This is a genomic window from Blautia sp. 1033sp1_1033st1_G9_1033SCRN_220408 (assembly GCF_040929965.1).
In the GTDB taxonomy this organism is placed as follows: domain Bacteria; phylum Bacillota; class Clostridia; order Lachnospirales; family Lachnospiraceae; genus Blautia_A; species Blautia_A ammoniilytica.
In genome coordinates, this window is sequence record NZ_JBFKZO010000009.1 from 64959 (window position 1) to 84720 (window position 19762).

The 19762-nt window shown below is 44.6% G+C and carries 13 protein-coding genes; 10 read left to right on the plus strand and 3 right to left on the minus strand.

Annotated elements, in window-relative coordinates; genetic code table 11:
* Positions 1-4: 4 nt before the first annotated feature.
* Entirely contained in the window at positions 5-4246 is a 4242-nt protein-coding gene (locus AB5916_RS08695) for an acyl-CoA dehydratase activase-related protein (protein WP_368190357.1), read from the minus strand.
* Positions 4247-4457: 211 nt separating this feature from the next.
* On the minus strand, positions 4458-5606 hold the full coding sequence (fliB, locus tag AB5916_RS08700; RefSeq protein ID WP_368190358.1) for a flagellin lysine-N-methylase: 1149 nt from the start codon (positions 5604-5606) through the stop codon (positions 4458-4460).
* Positions 5607-5793: 187 nt separating this feature from the next.
* Here fliB and tgt point away from each other — a divergent pair, with 187 nt between their 5' ends.
* The 9 genes from tgt to AB5916_RS08745 all read left to right on the plus strand — a co-directional run bounded on the left by tgt (position 5794) and on the right by AB5916_RS08745 (position 16113).
* Positions 5794-6948 (plus strand): tRNA guanosine(34) transglycosylase Tgt, encoded by a 1155-nt coding sequence (tgt, locus tag AB5916_RS08705; protein ID WP_368190359.1) that lies wholly within the window; start codon positions 5794-5796, stop codon positions 6946-6948.
* A gap of 161 nt (positions 6949-7109) precedes the next feature.
* Entirely contained in the window at positions 7110-7406 is a 297-nt protein-coding gene (gene yajC / locus AB5916_RS08710; RefSeq protein WP_158420237.1) for a preprotein translocase subunit YajC, read from the plus strand.
* Between the two features lie 209 nt (positions 7407-7615).
* Positions 7616-8701 carry a 3-isopropylmalate dehydrogenase gene (gene leuB / locus AB5916_RS08715; protein ID WP_173727740.1) on the plus strand — a complete coding sequence of 362 codons (1086 nt, stop codon included), beginning with the start codon at positions 7616-7618 and terminating at the stop codon, positions 8699-8701.
* Between the two features lie 27 nt (positions 8702-8728).
* Positions 8729-10402, plus strand: a complete 1674-nt coding sequence (ilvD, locus tag AB5916_RS08720; protein WP_368190361.1) for a dihydroxy-acid dehydratase — start codon at positions 8729-8731, stop codon at positions 10400-10402.
* 33 nt (positions 10403-10435) lie between these two features.
* Positions 10436-12127, plus strand: a complete 1692-nt coding sequence (gene ilvB, locus AB5916_RS08725; protein ID WP_158420240.1) for a biosynthetic-type acetolactate synthase large subunit — start codon at positions 10436-10438, stop codon at positions 12125-12127.
* Positions 12111-13193, plus strand: a complete 1083-nt coding sequence (gene serC / locus AB5916_RS08730) for a 3-phosphoserine/phosphohydroxythreonine transaminase (protein ID WP_158420241.1) — start codon at positions 12111-12113, stop codon at positions 13191-13193. The genes ilvB and serC overlap by 17 nt, the downstream gene beginning before the upstream one ends.
* Positions 13193-14356 (plus strand): phosphoglycerate dehydrogenase, encoded by a 1164-nt coding sequence (locus tag AB5916_RS08735; protein WP_158420242.1) that lies wholly within the window; start codon positions 13193-13195, stop codon positions 14354-14356. Before serC ends, AB5916_RS08735 begins: the two co-directional genes overlap by 1 nt.
* A gap of 3 nt (positions 14357-14359) precedes the next feature.
* Positions 14360-15493 (plus strand): M20/M25/M40 family metallo-hydrolase, encoded by a 1134-nt coding sequence (locus tag AB5916_RS08740; RefSeq protein ID WP_368190363.1) that lies wholly within the window; start codon positions 14360-14362, stop codon positions 15491-15493.
* The gene (locus tag AB5916_RS08745) at positions 15490-16113 is read left to right on the plus strand and encodes a peptidase C39 (RefSeq protein ID WP_158420244.1); all 624 of its coding nucleotides are present in this window, start codon (positions 15490-15492) and stop codon (positions 16111-16113) included. The genes AB5916_RS08740 and AB5916_RS08745 overlap by 4 nt, the downstream gene beginning before the upstream one ends.
* Before the next feature lie 93 nt (positions 16114-16206).
* Here AB5916_RS08745 and AB5916_RS08750 read toward each other — a convergent pair whose 3' ends face one another.
* Positions 16207-17181 carry a carbohydrate kinase gene (locus AB5916_RS08750; RefSeq protein WP_158420245.1) on the minus strand — a complete coding sequence of 325 codons (975 nt, stop codon included), beginning with the start codon at positions 17179-17181 and terminating at the stop codon, positions 16207-16209.
* Between the two features lie 273 nt (positions 17182-17454).
* On the opposite strand from AB5916_RS08750, the gene glgB reads away from it, so the two are divergent.
* On the plus strand, positions 17455-19686 hold the full coding sequence (gene glgB / locus AB5916_RS08755; RefSeq protein ID WP_368190364.1) for a 1,4-alpha-glucan branching enzyme: 2232 nt from the start codon (positions 17455-17457) through the stop codon (positions 19684-19686).
* Positions 19687-19762: the final 76 nt, after the last annotated feature.

The following is a 19762-nucleotide window of genomic DNA, read 5'->3' on the forward strand; positions in this document are numbered from 1 at the left end:
TGCTTCAGGCTTCTTTATCCTGTTGTTTTTTCAGGTTTTTCTGGGCTGTGGAAAGCATCAGCTTGATACGGTTCAGCTGGTTTACTTCGCTGGCTCCAGGATCATAGTCAATGGCAACAATATTTGCTTCCGGATGTTCCCTACGGATCTCTTTAATGACACCCTTTCCTACGATATGGTTAGGCAGACAGCCGAAAGGCTGGATGCAGACAATATTTGGAACATCACCGTGGATCAACTCCATCATCTCTCCTGTAAGGAACCAGCCTTCACCGGTCTGGTTACCGGCAGAAACGATAGGCTCTGCCATCCGGGCAAGATCACGGATATCTGCGGTAGGATGGAAGTGCCGGCTCTGGGCAAGGGCTTCATTAGCGGCTTTACGCATCCAGTCGATAGCCTTTATTCCTACATTGCCCCAGAAAGCTTTGGATTTCTTAAAGCCAAGGTTGTCTGCTTTGAAATTCTGGTTATAGAAGCAGTAGCTCATAAAGTCGATCAGATCCGGAACAACCGGCTCCGCACCTTCAGACTCCAGAAGGTCTGCCAGATGATTATTGGCAGCAGGAAGGAATTTAACCAGAATCTCGCCTACAATACCTACTCTTGGTTTCTTTTCATCACTGATAGGGATGGTATCAAAATCATGAACCATTTCCCTGCACATTTTCTTGAACTGACTGTGACTTAAAGAACTTCCGGATACAAAGGCAATCACTCTCTGCTCCCAGATTTTGTGCTTTCTGTTTACGATTCCCTTTTCAAGCTCATATGGACGCATCCTGTAAATGCATTTCATCAGGATATCACCAAATACAGCTGCATAAACGACGGCTTTTACAAGGGGATATGTAAGCTTAAAGCCAGGATTGCTTTCCAGACCGCTTAAGTTCAGGGAAATAACCGGAATCTGTTCCATGCCGGCTTTTTTCAGTGCCCTGCGGATGAAGGCAATGTAATTGGAAGCACGGCAGCCACCACCGGTCTGAGTCATGACTACGGCTGTTTTATTCAGGTCATATTTACCGGAAAGAAGGGCATCCATGATCTGGCCTACTACGATCAGGGAAGGGTAGCAGGCATCATTATTTACATATTTCAGGCCTACATCTACAGCATGCTTATTGTCATTCGGAAGGATCTCCAGATGATAGCCGTTAGCATTAAAGGCAGCCTGAAGAAGTGAAAAATGTACCGGTGACATCTGCGGGCAAAGAATGGTGTAATCCTTGCGCATTTCTTTTGTAAATACTACCTTTTCGATAGAGGAAGGCTGAATCTGGCGAGGTTTTTTCTGTGCATCCTTTGCACGAAGTGCTGCCAGAAGAGAGCGGACACGGATCCTTGCTGCTCCCAGATTATTGACCTCATCGATCTTCAGACAGGTGTAGATCTTGTCATTCTTATCAAGAATCTCATATACTTCATCAGTGGTAACTGCATCCAGTCCGCACCCAAAGGAATTCAGCTGGATCAGATCCAGGTCATCTCTTGTCTTAACAAAGTTGGCAGCTGCATACAGACGTGAGTGATACATCCACTGGTCGTTCACACGGATAGGACGTTCTACAGGAACCAGGTGGGATACAGAGTCTTCCGTCAGTACAGCTACACCATAGCTGTTGATCAGATCCGGGATGCCATGGTGGATCTCCGGGTCGATATGGTATGGACGGCCTGCAAGAACAATGCCTCTGTGGCCTGTTTCTTCCATATATTTCAGTGTTTCTTCCCCTTTGCGGCGTACATCTTCACGGACAGCAGCCATTTCCGCCCAGGCTGCATGGGCTGCGGCTTTTATTTCATTTGCAGGAATATCCTTGAAGATCTCTGTCAGACGTTTGGTAACGATCTCTTCAGAGGTTAGGGAAAGGAACGGGTTCATGAACTTAATGGAAGGATCATGAAGCTCATCCACATTGTTTTTGATATTTTCTGCGTAAGAGGTAACGATGGGACAGTTGTAGTGGTTGACTGCATCCGGGAATTCGTTCCTCTCGTAGGGGATACATGGGTAGAAAATGAATTTCACGCCATTTTTCAGTAACCAGCTTACGTGACCATGAGCTAACTTGGCTGGATAGCATTCTGATTCACTAGGGATAGATTCGATACCAAGCTCATAAATCTTACGCGTGGAAGTTGGAGAAAGCACTACCTGGTACTTCAGCTGTGTAAAGAAGGTAAACCAGAAAGGATAATTCTCAAACATATTCAGCACACGGGGAATACCTACCTGGCCACGCTCTGCCTTGTCTGCAGATAATGGCGCATAGGAAAAGATCCGTTTGTATTTATATTCATAAAGGTTTGGAATGTGGTCCTTGTTCTTTTCTTTGCCGATACCACGTTCACAGCGGTTGCCGCTTACGAACTGACGGCCACCACTGAATTTGTTGATAGTAAGTCGGCAGTTGTTGGTACACCCATGGCAGTTAGCCATAGCTGTAGTATATTTTAATTCGTTGATCTTCTGGATGGAAAGCATGGTGGTTTCTTTGCCTTCCTGATAACGTTCCCTGGCAATAAGGGCAGCACCAAAGGCACCCATAATACCAGCGATATCCGGTCGGATAGCTTCACAGTCTGCAATACGTTCAAAGCTGCGAAGTACTGCATCGTTATAGAAGGTACCTCCCTGTACTACGATATGGCGTCCAAGTTCTGTTGCATCGGAAACCTTGATAACCTTATAAAGGGCGTTTTTGATAACAGAGTAGGCAAGACCTGCGGAAATATCAGCAACAGATGCCCCTTCCTTCTGAGCCTGTTTTACTTTTGAATTCATGAAAACAGTACATCTTGTACCAAGGTCAATGGGATGTTCTGCAAAAAGAGCGGCTTTTGCAAAATCCTGTACAGAATAGTTTAGGGATTTGGCAAAGGTTTCAATAAAAGAGCCGCAGCCTGAGGAGCATGCTTCATTCAACTGTACGCTGTCCACAGTATGGTTGCGGATCTTGATACATTTCATGTCCTGCCCGCCGATATCCAAGATACAGTCAACATCTGGATCAAAGAAAGCAGCTGCATAATAATGGGAAACAGTTTCTACTTCACCTTCATCCAGAATCAGGGCTGCCTTAATAAGTGCTTCACCATAACCGGTGGAGCAGGAGTAGGCAATGTGTGCATCCTTTGGCAAAAGAGAATAAATCTCCTGGATAGAGCGTATGGCTGTTTTTAACGGGCTGCCGTTATTATTGCTGTAGAAAGAATAAAGAAGGGTGCCATCCTCGCCTACAAGTGCAGTCTTAGTGGTGGTAGATCCTGCATCAATGCCCAGGTAACAATTGCCTTTGTAAGAGGACAGATCGCTTTTTTTGACCTGATAAGCACTTTGACGCTGATTGAAGGTATCATAGTCATTCTGTGTGGCAAAAAGAGGCTCCATACGTTCTACCTCAAAGTCCATATGTATGGATCCGTGGAGCCGGTCCTTTAACTGGGTAAGGGATACGGAAGTCTCTTCCTTTGCATTCATGGCAGATCCCATGGCTGCGAAAAGGTGGGAGTTCTCAGGCAGGATGGCATGTTCATCATCCAGCTTCAGAGTACGGATAAAGGCCGCCCGCAGTTCGGAAAGAAAATGGAGAGGGCCGCCAAGGAAAGCTACATGTCCACGGATCGGCTTTCCGCAGGCCAGGCCGGAAATGGTCTGGTTTACCACTGCCTGAAAAATGGAAGCAGAAAGGTCTTCTTTGGTAGCACCTTCGTTGATCAGCGGCTGGATGTCTGTTTTTGCAAAAACTCCGCATCTGGCAGCGATAGGATAGAGGGCTTTGTAATTCTTAGCATATTCATTCAGGCCTGTAGCATCTGTCTGCAGAAGGGAAGCCATTTGGTCAATAAAGGAGCCTGTACCTCCTGCACAGATCCCGTTCATACGCTGTTCAATATTGCCACCTTCAAAATAAATGATCTTGGCATCCTCGCCGCCAAGCTCAATGGCAACATCTGTCTGAGGCGCAATCTTCTGAAGAGCAGTGGAAACTGCAATGACCTCCTGGACAAATGGAATCTCCAGATGGTTGGCCAGTGTGAGACCGCCGGAACCAGTGATCACCGGATGGAGAGTCAGCTCTCCAAGTTTGTCATAAGCCTTCTGTAAAAGGTCTGCAAGTGTTTCCTGGATATTGGCAAAATGACGTTCATAATCTGCAAATAACAAGGTTTCGTTTTCATCAAGGATCGCAATCTTGACAGTGGTAGATCCAATGTCAATTCCCAAGGTGTATTTACTCATAAAATTAATATAAGCCTCCTCGTTTTTCGTAAAAAATATCAAAGGCTGATGAACGGGATATCCCTCATCAGCGGAATCTGTGTGATCATACGTTTGCTTTGTAAAAATGCGTTTCATATTATTATACGATATGGGTAAAAAATACGCAACGGACAACTTTCACAAAAACAGTGGCAGGGAAAGGTGGAAATATGGTAATGGAAATCATGGATCAGCAAAGAATTTTTAAAAGTTTTCCAAAGGAAAAAGCAGGGTGCTGGTCCAAAAGTTCTTCCATTTTGTTCAGGTTTGGGTCTGAATGCTCCAGTTCTCTGGAAAAAAGATAACAAATCCGGATCTGATCCTTAAGAGCAAGGGGCTGCCTGGATTTCTGGTACATACCTACACTTAAGTCCTGGATCATCAGAGTACACACAAGGGCAAGCTTTACTTTGGCAAAAATCTGGTCATCGTATACTGCACCACAAAAATAGGTATATAGCCAGTAAAGTACCAGCTGTTCAGCCTGAATCTGCCATTTTGGCATGGTTTTCTTAAAATCCTTATATAATTGCAGGATTTCCTGGTCATTGTATTTTGTATGAAAGATCAGGTTTTCTTTTAAAAAGCTGTGCCAGGAAGGTGACAGAACTTCCATCTCAGGTATCAGAATGCTCCAGAAATCACGGATCAGTTCCGGGGTGGATTTGCTATCGTCTGACCACTGTTTAACTTTTTCCAGAAAATCTGGACCGGTTCCGGTTTGGATATGCTTTCTGCGTATGTCTTCCCAGCGGTACAATTCATTTCTATCAAGGCATAGCTGAAAATCATGTCCCATGGCCAGAAGCTTCAGAAGGCGGGCATTCAAAGATATACTTCTGTCCTGCAAAATGGATAACATCTGCTCACGGGTATCCATCAGCTCAGTAAAGAGAAGATAATCAAAAGAATCATAAGTTTCTTCTGAAGATGGTTTTTCTTTTGTGATAAAGGCTATAGGCTCCTGCCTGGAAAGAAGCAGCCTGGCGGCCTCTGGACAGGAGAGGGAAAGAGATAATTCACGAAGCCCTTCAAATTCTTCGATATGTCTGGGATACTTGCGGCAGGTATCACACAGCATGTGCGGACCCGCTTCGGCGTAAATGTCACACAGGTTTTCTTCATTTAAAAAAGCACATCTGTGATGGTATTGGCGGAAGACCTGTTCGTTCCAGTTAATATCATTTTTCAACCGGTTTGCGAAGGGACCTTTATGGTGGGAATACCGTTTCAGGCTTTTTTTATCAATCACAATCTGCCATCCGGCACAACAGGTAGCCGGACATTCTCCTGCGATACAGGAAAACTTCTTATAAAAATCAGGTGCTGTAATCTGCATATATCTGACCTCTTTTTTGGTAAATTTTCTGCAGGCTATTATACCTTTTTGAAAGGCCAGGTGCAAGCAATTACAGAACAGGCTGGAGGAAAATAAGTAATTCTTGTTTTTTTTATGTATTCAGGATATAATTGCCAGATAGGTGGGACTTTTGTCCCTAACAATATTAGAAAAAAGGGAGCAGCATATGGCTGAATACAAAATCTTAAAAACAGAAGGCCGGGCTAAGAGAGCAGAATTTAAAACTGTTCATGGTACCATCCAGACGCCGGTCTTTATGAATGTAGGTACGGTAGGGGCGATCAAAGGGGCTGTATCCACCATGGACCTGAAAGAGATCGGCACACAGGTAGAGCTGTCCAATACTTATCACCTTCATGTACGTACAGGAGACAAGCTGATCAAAGAATTTGGAGGCCTTCATAAGTTTATGGTCTGGGATCGGCCTATCCTTACAGACTCCGGTGGATTCCAGGTGTTTTCCCTGGCAGGACTGCGTAAGATCAAAGAAGAAGGGGTATATTTCCAGTCTCATATTGACGGACATAAGATTTTTATGGGACCTGAAGAAAGCATGCAGATCCAGTCCAATCTGGGGTCTACTATTGCCATGGCCTTTGACGAGTGTCCAAGCAGCGTAGCAGACAGAGGTTATGTACAGCGTTCTGTAGACCGGACCACCAGATGGCTTGCAAGATGCAAAGAAGAAATGCAGCGTTTGAACAGTCTTGAGGACACGATCAATAAAGAACAGCTGTTATTTGGTATCAACCAGGGTGCTATTTATGAAGATATCCGTAAGAATCATGCAGATGCCATTTCACAGATGAATCTGGACGGTTATGCAGTAGGCGGACTGGCCGTAGGAGAAACCCATGAGCAGATGTATCATATTCTGGACGAAGTGGTTCCCCATCTTCCACAGGATAAGCCTACTTATCTTATGGGCGTAGGAACGCCTGCCAATATCTTGGAGGGCGTGGAAAGAGGCATTGATTTCTTTGACTGTGTATATCCCAGCAGGAACGGCCGTCATGGTCATGTATATACCAACCATGGCAAGATGAATATGTTTAATTCAAAATACGAGATGGATCCACGGCCAATTGAAGAAGGATGTCAGTGTCCGGCCTGCCGTCATTACAGCAGAGCTTATATCCGCCATCTTCTGAAAGCAAAAGAGATGCTTGGCATGCGGCTTTGCGTACTGCACAATCTTTATTTTTATAACCATCTCATGGAAGAAATCAGGGACGCACTGGATGCCGGAAACTTTGCAGAATATAAGAAAATGCGTCTGGAAGGCTTTGAAGAGGGCAGGATCAACTGTAAAAGAGGATGATTTAGTTATTTTTAAAGGATGATTTAGTTATATTAAAAAAATAACTTGATGAAATTATGTATTTTGTGTATGATATACTTTAGGCTTCGGTATGAATAAAGAAGAAGCAGGGTGCCGGGGTTTGGGACCCGTTATAACAAACGCACAGGAGGTATTTTTAAATGGACCAGAGCAGTGGAATGGGACTTGGTTTTACTATCGTATGGCTGGTAGTCCTTTTCGGAATTATGTATTTTCTGATGGTAAGACCACAGAAAAAGGAGCAGAAGAGAATCCAGGCTATGCTCAATGACATGGCAGTAGGAGACAGTGTGGTAACAACTGGTGGCTTTTATGGCGTGATCATTGATATGACAGACGAGGATGTGATCGTAGAATTCGGTAATAACAAGAACTGTCGTATTCCAATGAGAAAGCAGGCTATTGCTGAGGTTGAAAAGGCCGAGCAGGCAGAATAAGTATGAAATTAGAAGGCGGCAGCTCCTGGTGAGTCTGTCGCCTTTTGTTCTACAACACTCTGTTGCGTTTTAGATATTTGAGTCGGTTGACTTTTACACTTTAACAGTCTGTTGTCTTTTATGCTTTAATAGGTTGAAATCTGTTGAAAAGTGCGTTATTATAATGACAATTACCTGTCCAAGGCAGGAGAGTAAGAGAGGAAATTATTATGAATTATAACATTTCGCTGATTCCGGGAGATGGGATAGGACCGGAAATCGTCTCTGAGGCAAGAAAAGTTCTGGACAAAGTATGCGAAGTTTACGGACATACTTTTTCGTATTCCAAGGTGCTTCTTGGGGGAGCATCCATTGATGTACATGGTGTGCCTCTTACAGAAGAAGCCATTGCAACAGCAAAAGCATCAGACGCAGTACTTATGGGTTCTATTGGCGGAGATGCAAAAACATCACCCTGGTACAAACTCGAACCATCCAAACGGCCGGAGGCCGGACTTCTGGCTATCCGTAAGGCACTGAATCTGTTTGCCAATTTAAGACCTGCATATCTTTACAATGAATTAAAAGATGCCTGCCCACTTAAAGAGCAGATCATCGGGGACGGATTTGATATGATCATTGTAAGGGAACTGACAGGAGGCCTTTATTTTGGAGCAAGAAAAACTACCGAAGAAAATGGGGTAAAGACAGCAGTAGATACTCTTTCCTACAATGAAAATGAGATCCGCAGGATTGCTATCAAAGCTTTTGATATTGCTATGAAACGCCGCAAAAAAGTAACAAGCGTAGATAAGGCAAATGTACTGGATTCTTCCAGATTGTGGAGAAGTGTTGTGGAGGAGGTTGCCAGGGATTATCCGGAGGTAACGCTGGAGCATATGCTGGTAGACAACTGTGCAATGCAGCTGGTACGTGATCCTAAGCAGTTTGATGTGATCCTTACAGAGAATATGTTTGGAGATATCCTTTCAGATGAAGCCAGTATGGTGACAGGCTCCATCGGAATGCTTTCTTCAGCCAGCTTAAATGAGACAAAGTTTGGTCTTTATGAGCCCAGCCATGGTTCAGCGCCTGACATTGCAGGCCAAAATAAAGCCAATCCTATTGCAACGATCCTGTCTGCAGCTATGATGCTGCGCTATTCCCTGGATCTGGACAAAGAAGCAGATGCAGTAGAGGCGGCAGTACAGAAGGTACTTACAGACGGATATCGTACAGGAGATATTATGTCAAAGGGCTGTACCCTTGTTGGAACAAAAGAAATGGGCAACCTGATCGCAAAAGAGATCCGGTGATCCGTTAAGATAAAGGAGAGAACAGATATGAGAAGCGATGCAGTAAAGAAGGGGTCCCAGCAGGCACCTCACCGTTCACTGTTTAATGCACTTGGAATGACTAAGGAAGAAATGGAAAGACCATTGGTAGGTATTGTTAGTTCCTACAATGAGATCGTTCCGGGACATATGAATCTTGATAAGATCGTAGCTGCTGTAAAGCAGGGAGTAGCAATGGCTGGCGGTACACCGGTTGTTTTCCCGGCAATTGCTGTCTGTGATGGGATTGCTATGGGACATATAGGGATGAAATATTCCCTTGTGACAAGGGACCTGATCGCAGATTCTACAGAGTCCATGGCTCTTGCACATCAGTTTGATGCACTGGTTATGGTGCCTAACTGTGATAAGAATGTACCGGGACTTCTCATGGCAGCAGCCAGGATCAATGTTCCTACTGTATTTGTCAGCGGAGGGCCTATGCTGGCCGGTCATATCAATGGACACAAAACAAGCCTTTCCAGCATGTTTGAGGCTGTAGGCGCATATGCAGCAGGCAAGCTGGACGAGGAAGGCCTTACAGAATATGAGAACAAAACATGTCCTACCTGTGGTTCCTGTTCCGGTATGTATACTGCCAACAGCATGAACTGCCTGACAGAGGTTCTTGGCATGGGACTTAAGGGCAACGGTACCATCCCTGCTGTATATTCTGAGCGTATCCGTCTTGCAAAGCATGCTGGTATGCAGGTTATGGAAATGTACAGGAAAAATATCCGCCCCAGAGATATTATGACAAAAGAGGCATTACTGAATGCTTTGACTGTAGATATGGCACTGGGATGCTCTACAAACAGCATGCTGCATCTGCCAGCTATTGCCCATGAGATTGGTTGGGATTTTGATATCAGTTTTGCAAATGAGATCAGTGAAAAAACTCCAAACCTGTGCCATCTGGCTCCTGCAGGTCCCACCTATATGGAAGACCTGAATGAAGCTGGCGGCGTATATGCTGTGATGAACGAACTGAATAAAAAAGGACTTCTCCACACAGAATGTATGACTGTTACAGGAAAGACGGTAGGGGAAAATATTAAGGACTGCATCAATCTGAATCCGCAGGTGATCCGCCCAATTGACAATCCTTACAGTCAGACCGGAGGACTTGCTGTACTAAAGGGAAATCTTGCACCGGATGGCAGTGTTGTAAAGCGTTCTGCAGTTGCACCCGAGATGATGGTACACGAAGGTCCGGCAAGAGTATTTGACTGTGAAGAAGATGCTATTGTTGCTATCAAAGGCGGAAAGATCAATGCAGGTGATGTGGTTGTGATCCGTTATGAAGGACCAAAAGGCGGTCCGGGCATGCGTGAGATGCTGAATCCTACTTCTGCAATTGCAGGTATGGGACTTGGCTCATCTGTAGCACTTATTACAGACGGACGGTTCAGCGGTGCGTCAAGAGGTGCATCTATTGGACATGTATCACCGGAAGCAGCAGTAGGCGGACCGATTGCTCTTGTAGAAGAGGGTGATATGATCTCCATCAATATTCCGGAGCTTTCCCTGAGTCTGAAAGTATCAGAGGAGGAACTGGAAGCAAGAAAAGCAAAATGGCAGCCAAGAGAGCCAAAGGTTACAACCGGATATCTTGCAAGATATGCAGCAATGGTAACATCCGGCAACAGAGGAGCCATTCTGGAAGTGCCAAAGGCAAAATAAAAGAAATACGATAAGGCAGCAGGAGGAACAAACATGCAGCTTACAGGTGCTGAGATCATTATAGAATGTCTTTTGGAACAGGGTGTGGACACTGTGTTCGGTTATCCGGGCGGAGCCATCCTGAATGTATATGACGCCTTGTACAAATACAGCCATAAGATCAGACACGTACTTACCTCCCATGAGCAGGGAGCGTCCCATGCAGCAGATGGTTATGCCCGTGCTACCGGCAAGGTAGGTGTATGCCTGGCTACATCCGGACCAGGAGCTACCAATCTTGTGACAGGTATTGCAACTGCGCAGATGGATTCTGTGCCGGTGGTAGCCATTACATGCAACGTAGGGACAGCCCTCCTTGGAAAGGATTCTTTCCAGGAGGTGGATATAGCCGGGATTGTTATGCCGGTAACAAAACACAGCTACATTGTCAAAGATGTGACAAAACTTGCGGATACCATCCGTAAAGCTTTTGTGATTGCAGGCAGCGGGCGTCCGGGACCTGTCCTTGTGGACGTTCCAAAGGATGTAACAGCAGCATCCTGCGAATATATCCAGCATAAGATCACAAAACCGGAACCAGTGACAGATACCATTCGCAAAGAGGATGTAGAGCAGGCCGTTCAGATGATCAGCCAGTCTAAGAAGCCATTTCTATTTGTTGGCGGCGGTGCTGTGATCTCTGATGCATGGCAGGAAGTAAGAGAGCTTGCCCACAGGATCCAGGCACCTGTATGCGATAGTCTGATGGGAAAGGGTGCTTTTTCAGGCGAGGACGATCTTTACACAGGACCAGTTGGAATGCATGGCACCAAAACATCCAATTATGCTATGTGTGAATGCGATCTTTTGATTGCTCTTGGCACAAGATTCAGTGATCGTGTAACCGGAAATACACAGACCTTTGCACCAAATGCAAAGATCCTTCAGATCGATATTGATGCAGCAGAGATCAACAAGAATGTTCAGGTGGATGCCTGTGTAACAGGAGACCTGAAAATGGTTCTTAAGCAGATCCTTGAAAAGCAGGAAAAAATGGATCATTCCCAGTGGGTGGCACATATCATGGAAATGAAAGAAAAGTATCCGCTGAATTATGATCATACCCAGCTGACAGGCCCTTATGTGATTCAGAAGCTTTACGAGCTGACTGGTGGAGATGCAATTATTTCCACTGATGTTGGACAGCATCAGATGTGGGCAGCACAATATTTCAAGTTTAAAGAGCCAAGGACATTCCTTACATCCGGAGGCCTTGGGACTATGGGCTATGGCCTTGGGGCAGCCATTGGTGCCCGTATGGGATGTCCGGATAAAACTGTTGTGAATATTGCGGGAGATGGATGCTTCCGCATGAATATGAATGAGATTGCCACAGCTGTACGGTGCAAAAAGCCACTGGTACAGATTGTGTTAAATAACCATGTTCTTGGAATGGTGCGCCAGTGGCAGACACTGTTTTATGGACAAAGATATTCCCAGACCATTCTGGATGATGCGGTGGATTTCGTAAAGCTTTCAGAAGCAATGGGGGCAAAGGCAATCAGGGTTACCAGGACAGAAGAAGTGGAACCGGCACTTAAAGAAGCTCTTTCCAGCAAGGGAACAGTGGTTCTTGACTGCTGGATCGACCAGAATTTAAGTGTATATCCAATGGTTCCCGCAGGTGCAAGCCTGGATGATGTATTTGACGAGGAGGATATGAAAGAAAATGAGCAGAGTATTTAATTTTTCAGCTGGTCCGGCAGTTCTTCCAGAAGAGGTTCTGAAAGAAGTTGCTGATGAGATGTTAGACTATAATGGAACTGGCATGTCCGTTATGGAAATGAGTCACAGGAGTGCTGCCTTTCAGGAGATCATTGATACAGCAGAAAAAGACTTACGGGATTTGATGAATATTCCTGATAATTATAAGGTGCTGTTTCTTCAGGGAGGTGCTTCCCAGCAGTTTGCCATGATTCCTATGAACCTGATGAAAAACAAAGTAGCAGATTATATTGTTACAGGACAGTGGGCTAAAAAAGCATATCAGGAAGCACAGAAATATGGAAAGGCCAATAAGATTGCATCTTCCGAGGATAAAACCTTTTCCTACATCCCGGATTGTAGTGATCTTCCTATCAGTCCGGATGCAGATTATGTATATATTTGCGAAAACAATACCATCTATGGAACAAAATACAAAAAGCTTCCAAATACAAAAGGGAAAACACTGGTGGCAGATGTTTCCTCCTGCTTCTTGTCAGAGCCGGTAGATGTAAGCAAATACGGACTGATCTATGGTGGTGTACAGAAAAATATCGGACCTGCAGGCATGGTGATCGTGATCATCCGTGAGGATCTGATCTCAGAGGATGTACTTCCGGGAACACCTACCATGCTTACATACAAAACACATGCAGATGCAGGCTCTTTATATAATACTCCTAATGCTTACTGCATTTATGTATGCGGAAAAGTATTCAAATGGTTGAAATCCATGGGCGGACTTGAGGAAATGAAGAGACGTAACGAGGAAAAAGCAAAGATCCTTTATGACTTCCTTGACAGCAGTTCTCTGTTTAAAGGCACAGTTGTGCCAGAGGACCGTTCCCTTATGAATGTTCCTTTTGTTACCGGAGATAAGGAAATGGATGCAAAATTTGTAAAAGAGGCTACAGCCGCAGGCCTGGTAAACTTAAAAGGCCACAGAACCGTAGGCGGTATGCGTGCCAGCATTTATAATGCAATGCCTAAGGCTGGGGTAGAGGCTCTGGTTGCGTTCATGAAGAAGTTTGAGGAGGAAAATAAATAATGTATCAGTTTCATTGTCTGAATCCGATTGCCAGTAAAGGTCTGGATATTTTTGATGAGAATTACCGTAAATCCGATACAATGGAGGACTGCAATGCAATTCTGGTCCGCAGTGCCAAAATGCATGATATGCAGCTTCCTTCCACAGTTTCCGTGATCGCAAGAGCCGGAGCCGGAGTTAATAATATCCCGGTAAAGGAATGTGCAGAAAAAGGAATCGTTGTTTTCAATACACCAGGCGCCAATGCAAACGGTGTAAAAGAACTGGTTCTGGCAGGTATGCTGCTTGCATCCCGTGACATTGTAGGCGGTATTGAGTGGGTTCAGAAGGAAAAAGATAAAGAAGATATCGATAAGCTGGCTGAGAAGCAGAAAAAACAGTTTGCAGGCTGTGAGATCATGGGCAAAAAGCTGGGTATCATAGGACTTGGAGCGATTGGCAGCATGGTTGCAAATGCAGCCACAGGTCTTGGCATGGAGGTTTATGGATATGATCCTTATCTGTCTATTGATGCAGCTTGGAATCTGTCCAGAACCATTCATCACAGCAAAACACTGGATGAGATCTACAGCCAGTGTGATTATATTACCATTCATGTTCCACTTCTGGATGCAACTACCAGAATGATCAACCAGGAAGCACTTGCAAAGATGAAAGACGGAGTTGTGATCCTGAACTTTGCAAGAGACCTGTTAGTAGATGAGGATGCATTGATCGCAGCTCTTGACAGTGGAAAAGTAAAGAAATATGTGACAGACTTTGCAAATCATACAGTAGCAGGCCACGAAGGCATCCTGGTTACTCCTCACCTGGGAGCTTCCACAGAGGAGTCCGAGGAGAACTGTGCAGTGATGGCAGTGAAGGAAGTGCGTGATTTCCTTGAAAACGGAAACATCAAAAACTCTGTGAACTTCCCCAATTGTGATATGGGCACCTGTGTGGCAGTTGGCAGAATTGCGATTACCCATAAAAATATCCCAAATATGATCAGTCAGGTAACTAAGATCCTTGGAAGTGAAGGATTGAATATTGCAGATATGACCAATAAGAGCAAAGGTGAGTATGCATACACTCTCATCGATCTGGAAAGTGCAGCTTCCCAGGAATCACTGGAAGCACTGGAAAGTATTGAAGGTGTTTCAAAAGTAAGGGTTGTAAAATAATCCATGAATACAAAAGAATGCAGATCCCGGATAGTAGATGAATTTATTGAACTCACTCAGATTGATGCAGTCAGCTACCGGGAAAGAAAAATCGCAGATGTACTGAAAGAAAAGCTGCTGCAGCTTGGGTTTGAAGTACAGGAGGATCAGGCCGGTACTGCTTATGGAAGCAGTACCGGGAATTTATATGGATTTTTAAAGGGGAGTCTGCCTGGTGGGGCGATTCTCCTTTGTGCGCACATGGATACTGTGGAACCAGGACTTGGAAAGCATGCTGTATTTCATGAGAATGGCAAGATCACTTCTTCCGGAGACACCATTCTGGGGGCAGATGATGTATGCGGACTTGTGGAGATCCTGGAAGCTGTGCGGATCCTTAAGGAAAAACAGATTCCTCACAGGGATATAGAGGTGGTTTTTCCTATTGCTGAAGAGGTATTCATTAAGGGAACCGATCTGCTTGATTTTACAAAGTTAAGGGCAAAAGAGGCTTATGTGCTGGATTTAAGCGGCGCCCCTGGAGCAGCAGCCCTGCGTGCCCCTTCCCTTATTTCTTTTTCTGTTACAGTAAAGGGAAAAGCAGCACATGCAGGTTTTAATCCGGAAAAAGGAATACATGCCATTCAGATCATGAGCCAGGTGATCGCTGGTCTTCCTATGGGACATGTTGGAGATGATACCACTTTTAACATTGGTACAGTAGCAGGTGGAAAACTTGTGAATATTGTGCCTGAGGAATGTACCTGTAAAGGGGAGATCCGCAGTTACAGCCATCAAAAAGCCTTGGAATTGTTGGAAAAGATAAGGGCTTCCTTTGAAAAAGCAGTCAGGGAAAAGGGAGGAAGCTTTTCTATGGAGCATGAAGTAAACCTTCATGCTTATGAAACTGACAGAGAAGCGCCGGTTGTGAAACGGTTTGAAAGAGCCTGCGAAAGGCTGTCTCTGCCGTGCACATTGACCGAAACCTTTGGCGGCAGCGACAATAATAATTTTGCTTTACACGGAATTTCGGGGATTGTGATTTCCTGTGGCATGTACCAGTGTCATTCCACTTTGGAATATACGTATGAGAAAGATCTTAAGACGGGTGCTGCACTGGTAGCTGCCCTTGTGTCAGAAAGGGAAACAGAGTTATGAAAACACCTCTTCGTTATCAAATGACTGAATATGATTGCGGGCCAACCACAATGATGAATGCCATCAGCTGTCTTTTTGACAGAGAGGATATTCCGCCGGAAATCGCAAGAAATATTATGCTGTATTGTCTGGATTGTTATGGAGAAGGAGGTGAACCTGGGAAAAGCGGTACCTCTAGGATGGCTATGCTTTTTTTAAGCAATTGGATCTGCCAGTTCGGACGGATCGGGAATCTTTCCATCCGTACCAGATACCTTTCCGGCAGCTGTGTTTATATCGGACCGGAAAGCAGAATCAATGATGCCCTTCACAGAGGAGGGGTAGTAGTATTGCGTTTGTTTTATGAAGTGGAGCATTACGTACTTCTTACAGGAGAAAAAGACGGTCTGATCTATATGTTTGATCCTTATTATGAGGATGAAAATACATATGAAGAGGATGATATCCTGATGGTGGATGATCATCCTTGTGAATATAACCGTTTGGTACCAGCAAAGTACTTTAATTGTCAGGGATGTTCTACCTATGCACTGGGTCCGAAAGCTGACAGGGAGGCAGTTCTTCTTTTTAATTCAGAAACAGAGCTTACACCTGAAAAAACCATTGAATATTTTATTTGATGAATATCAGGACAGGATTTAAAATAAGGGCGTGTGAAAATGAGATACCATTTTCACGCGCCCTTTTGACGGCTATAATTGGAATTTAAAAGCTTAACGGCCTGATGAAGCAATAAATTCCAGCACTTCTTCACGGCTGGGCATCACTCTTAAAGCTCCTTTTTTGGTGGTAATGAGAGATGCTGCTCCGTTGGCAAAGGTAAGCATTTCCGTAAGATTCTCTTCTGTAAGGTCTGTAAGTCCATGATCCAGCACGTAATTCAGCATACTTGCACAGAAAGTATCTCCGGCACCTGTAGTCTCAATGGTGTTCTCCTGAAGGAAAGGAGCCACTTCTACACGAAGGTCTTTGTAATAAACACGGCTGCCTTCCTTGCCAAGGGTGATACATACAAGAGGAATATTGTATTTCTCACGGATCAGGGCTGCACCTTTGTCATAATCGGTAGTGCCAAAAAGAAATTCAACTTCATTATCAGAAATCTTCAGCACATCGCACTTGGTCAGACCATACTCGATCTCACGCTTTGCATCATCCAGGGATTTCCACAGAGGTGGACGCAGGTTAGGGTCAAAAGAAATGATACAGCCAGCTTTTTTTGCAAGATCGATGGCATATCGTGTGGCTTCCCTTACACCTTCATGAGTGGAGGAAAGGGTGCCAAAATGAAAAATACGGGAGTTTGCGATCAGATCACTGGAAATCTCCTCTTTTTTCAACATCATGTCTGCACCTGGATTACGGTAAAAAGAGAAATCCCTGTCTCCATCCGGATAGGTGTGAACAAATGCCAGTGTGGTATGTACTTCTTCATCGGTTATAAGATTATCAGTATTAATGCCAACTTCTTCCACGGCCTTGCGAAGCTGGTCACCAAACATGTCTTTTCCTACTTTTCCAATGAAGGCTGTTTTCTTGCCAAGGCGTTCCAGCATGGCAAGTACATTACAGGGAGCACCACCTGGGTTGGCTTCCAGAAGAGGATTCCCCTGGGGGCTGATGCCGTTTTCTGTGAAATCGATCAGCAGCTCTCCTAAAGATGTTACATCATAAAGTCTGTTTTCCATAAAGGACCTCCTAAGTTCAAAATAGTCAGTTTCAGCCATTTGGGAAACTGTAGTAACTGCTCAATAGAAAGTATCCCACAAGGGTACTGAACAGTTACAAGCTGTAAACAGTGTATCCCAGAGGTGTTTTTTTGTCAAATAAATTCCTTCTTTTTTCTTCCTTTATTTTTAGTGATAAAGATGGTAAAATTATGTACAGAAACAGATTTTCGTGCAGGGAGATATCCCTGTAGAATAATACACAGAAAAGAATACAGCGAAGGAGCGAAAAATATGAACGAGAAAGCATATAGTTATATGGACTGGCCCAGGATCGAGGCGATTGTATATGCAGAGGAGGCATCCCCAAAGGATGTGATGAGTCCAAGACTTACACCGGATGGAATACTTATCCAGGGCTTTTTCCCGGGGGCAGAGGAAGCCGCCGTTCTTGTTGGAAATAAAGAATATCCTATGGAACAAGAGGATGAGGCAGGATATTTTGCTGCAATGATCCCAGGACGGAAGATCCCTGCTTATCAGTTCCGTGTAAAGACAGGGGGAAAAACAGAAGTTTTCTATGATGCGTATGCTTTTCCAGGAATGCTTACAGAAGAGGACGAAAAGGCTTTTGTAGCAGGCGTATATTACAATGCTTATGAGAAATTAGGAGCGCATCCGGTGATAAAGGATGGCATAGAGGGCACCAGCTTTGCAGTATGGGCACCTAATGCTGTGCGTGTCAGCGTAGTAGGAGATTTTAATCAATGGGATGGCCGCAGGCTTCCTATGCACAGGATGCCCATGTCTGGTATTTTTGAATTGTTTGTTCCAGGAGTTCAGCCCGGAGATATCTATAAATATGAGATTCTGGTAAAGGGTAAAGGGACACATTTGAAGGCAGATCCATATGCCAACAGGGCAGAACAGCCAAGAGCCTGCGGATCTGTGGTAGCAAAAGTAGATGATTTTGTATGGAATGATCAGGCATGGATGGCAGACAGAAAGAAATATGCAGATCGTGATCAGCCGGTTTCTATTTATGAGACAAGCCTGACCAAATGGAAAACAGCTGGAGAGCTGGTGGATTTTGTATCAGATCTTGGCTATACCCATGTAGAACTTCATCCGGTTATGGAATATATGGAGGATCAGACAGACGGGTATTCAACCTCTTCCTATTTTGCACCTACTTCCAGGTTTGGCACTCCTGAGGATTTCCAGAAGCTGGTGGATGCTTTGCATCAGAAAGGCATTGGTGTGATCCTGGACTGGACTCCTGCCCAGTTCCCCAGATATGAGGGCGGACTGGAGAATTTTGATGGCACACCTCTTTACGAATTAAAGGATCCTGCTGCAGCAGTCCATCCTATATGGGGCACGCTGCTTTACAATTACGAAAGCCCTATGGTGAAGGATTTCCTGATCTCCAATGCATGCTTCTGGATGGAAGTTTATCATGTGGATGGGCTTCGCCTGGACGATGTGGACGCTATGCTGTATCTGGATTTTGGCCGGAAGGCAGGAGAGTGGCAGCCGAATATGTATGGTTCTAATGAGAACCTGGCTGCAATTGAGTTTCTGAAGCATTTGAATTCTATTACAAGAAAGAGAAATCCGGGTGTGCTGCTTATTGCCCAGGAGGACGGATTATGGCCTGAGCTGACGGACAGTGTGGAGAATGACCATCTTGGATTTGATTATAAATGGAGCGGTGGATGGACAAGGGATTTCCTGTATTATCTGGCTGTACCGCCGGTAGGCAGGAAGAACTGTCATGATCAGCTGACCCTTTCCAGTGTTTATGCATATTCTGAGCATTATATCCTTACTCTTGGCCTGCGGGATGTGGGAGATCTGGAGGAATTTAAGAACCGTTTGCCAGGGTCTGACCAGGAGAAGGAAGCACAGGTCCGAGAGGCCTATGCTTATATGATGCTTCATCCGGGATGCAAGATGAATGCTCCGGATCCGGATATGTCATCTGCACTTCAGGCATGTGTCAGGGATCTGAATCAGGTTTATACACAGCATCCTGCTCTGTATCGTATGGACAATGATTATGATGGATTTGAGTGGATCCAGCTGATGAAATATGATGAGAATGTGATCACCTTTATCCGCAAAACTGACAAGCCGGAGGAAACATTGCTGGCTGTATGCAATTTTGCAGGAATCCCATATAAGGATTATCAGACAGGTGTTCCCTTTGCCGGAAAATATAAAGAGATCTTTAACAGCGATGACAAGAAGTACGGTGGAGAGGGCAAAACAAATCCTAGGATGAAACGTGCCAAAAAAGAGGAATGTGATGAAAGGGATTATTCTATCAAGCTTACCCTTCCAGCCCTTGGTGTAGTGATCATGACCTGCACGCCTGAAGAAGAAAAGAAGCCTGTGAAAGCAACTCAAGCAAAGAAGGCAGCTGTAAAGAAAACTGCGGTAAAGAAAATTGCGGTAAAGAAAACTGCAACAAAGACTACGGCTGCAAAGAAGACAACAGCAATAAAGAAAAAATTATCATAAGGGATTTATAAGTTAAAATACAGAAGGCATTACAGTTACAGGTTTTGTAATTGTAATGCCTTTTTTATGACGCTGT

Coding starts and splice junctions, on each gene's coding strand:
- AB5916_RS08740 (WP_368190363.1), top strand. CDS start 14,360: ATGAATACAAAAGAATGCAGATCCCGGATAGTAGATGAATTTATTGAA.
- leuB (WP_173727740.1), top strand. CDS start 7,616: ATGAATTATAACATTTCGCTGATTCCGGGAGATGGGATAGGACCGGAA.
- AB5916_RS08695 (WP_368190357.1), bottom strand. CDS start 4,246: ATGAGTAAATACACCTTGGGAATTGACATTGGATCTACCACTGTCAAG.
- yajC (WP_158420237.1), top strand. CDS start 7,110: ATGGACCAGAGCAGTGGAATGGGACTTGGTTTTACTATCGTATGGCTG.
- AB5916_RS08750 (WP_158420245.1), bottom strand. CDS start 17,181: ATGGAAAACAGACTTTATGATGTAACATCTTTAGGAGAGCTGCTGATC.
- AB5916_RS08735 (WP_158420242.1), top strand. CDS start 13,193: ATGTATCAGTTTCATTGTCTGAATCCGATTGCCAGTAAAGGTCTGGAT.
- glgB (WP_368190364.1), top strand. CDS start 17,455: ATGAACGAGAAAGCATATAGTTATATGGACTGGCCCAGGATCGAGGCG.
- ilvB (WP_158420240.1), top strand. CDS start 10,436: ATGCAGCTTACAGGTGCTGAGATCATTATAGAATGTCTTTTGGAACAG.
- fliB (WP_368190358.1), bottom strand. CDS start 5,606: ATGCAGATTACAGCACCTGATTTTTATAAGAAGTTTTCCTGTATCGCA.
- serC (WP_158420241.1), top strand. CDS start 12,111: ATGAGCAGAGTATTTAATTTTTCAGCTGGTCCGGCAGTTCTTCCAGAA.
- AB5916_RS08745 (WP_158420244.1), top strand. CDS start 15,490: ATGAAAACACCTCTTCGTTATCAAATGACTGAATATGATTGCGGGCCA.
- ilvD (WP_368190361.1), top strand. CDS start 8,729: ATGAGAAGCGATGCAGTAAAGAAGGGGTCCCAGCAGGCACCTCACCGT.
- tgt (WP_368190359.1), top strand. CDS start 5,794: ATGGCTGAATACAAAATCTTAAAAACAGAAGGCCGGGCTAAGAGAGCA.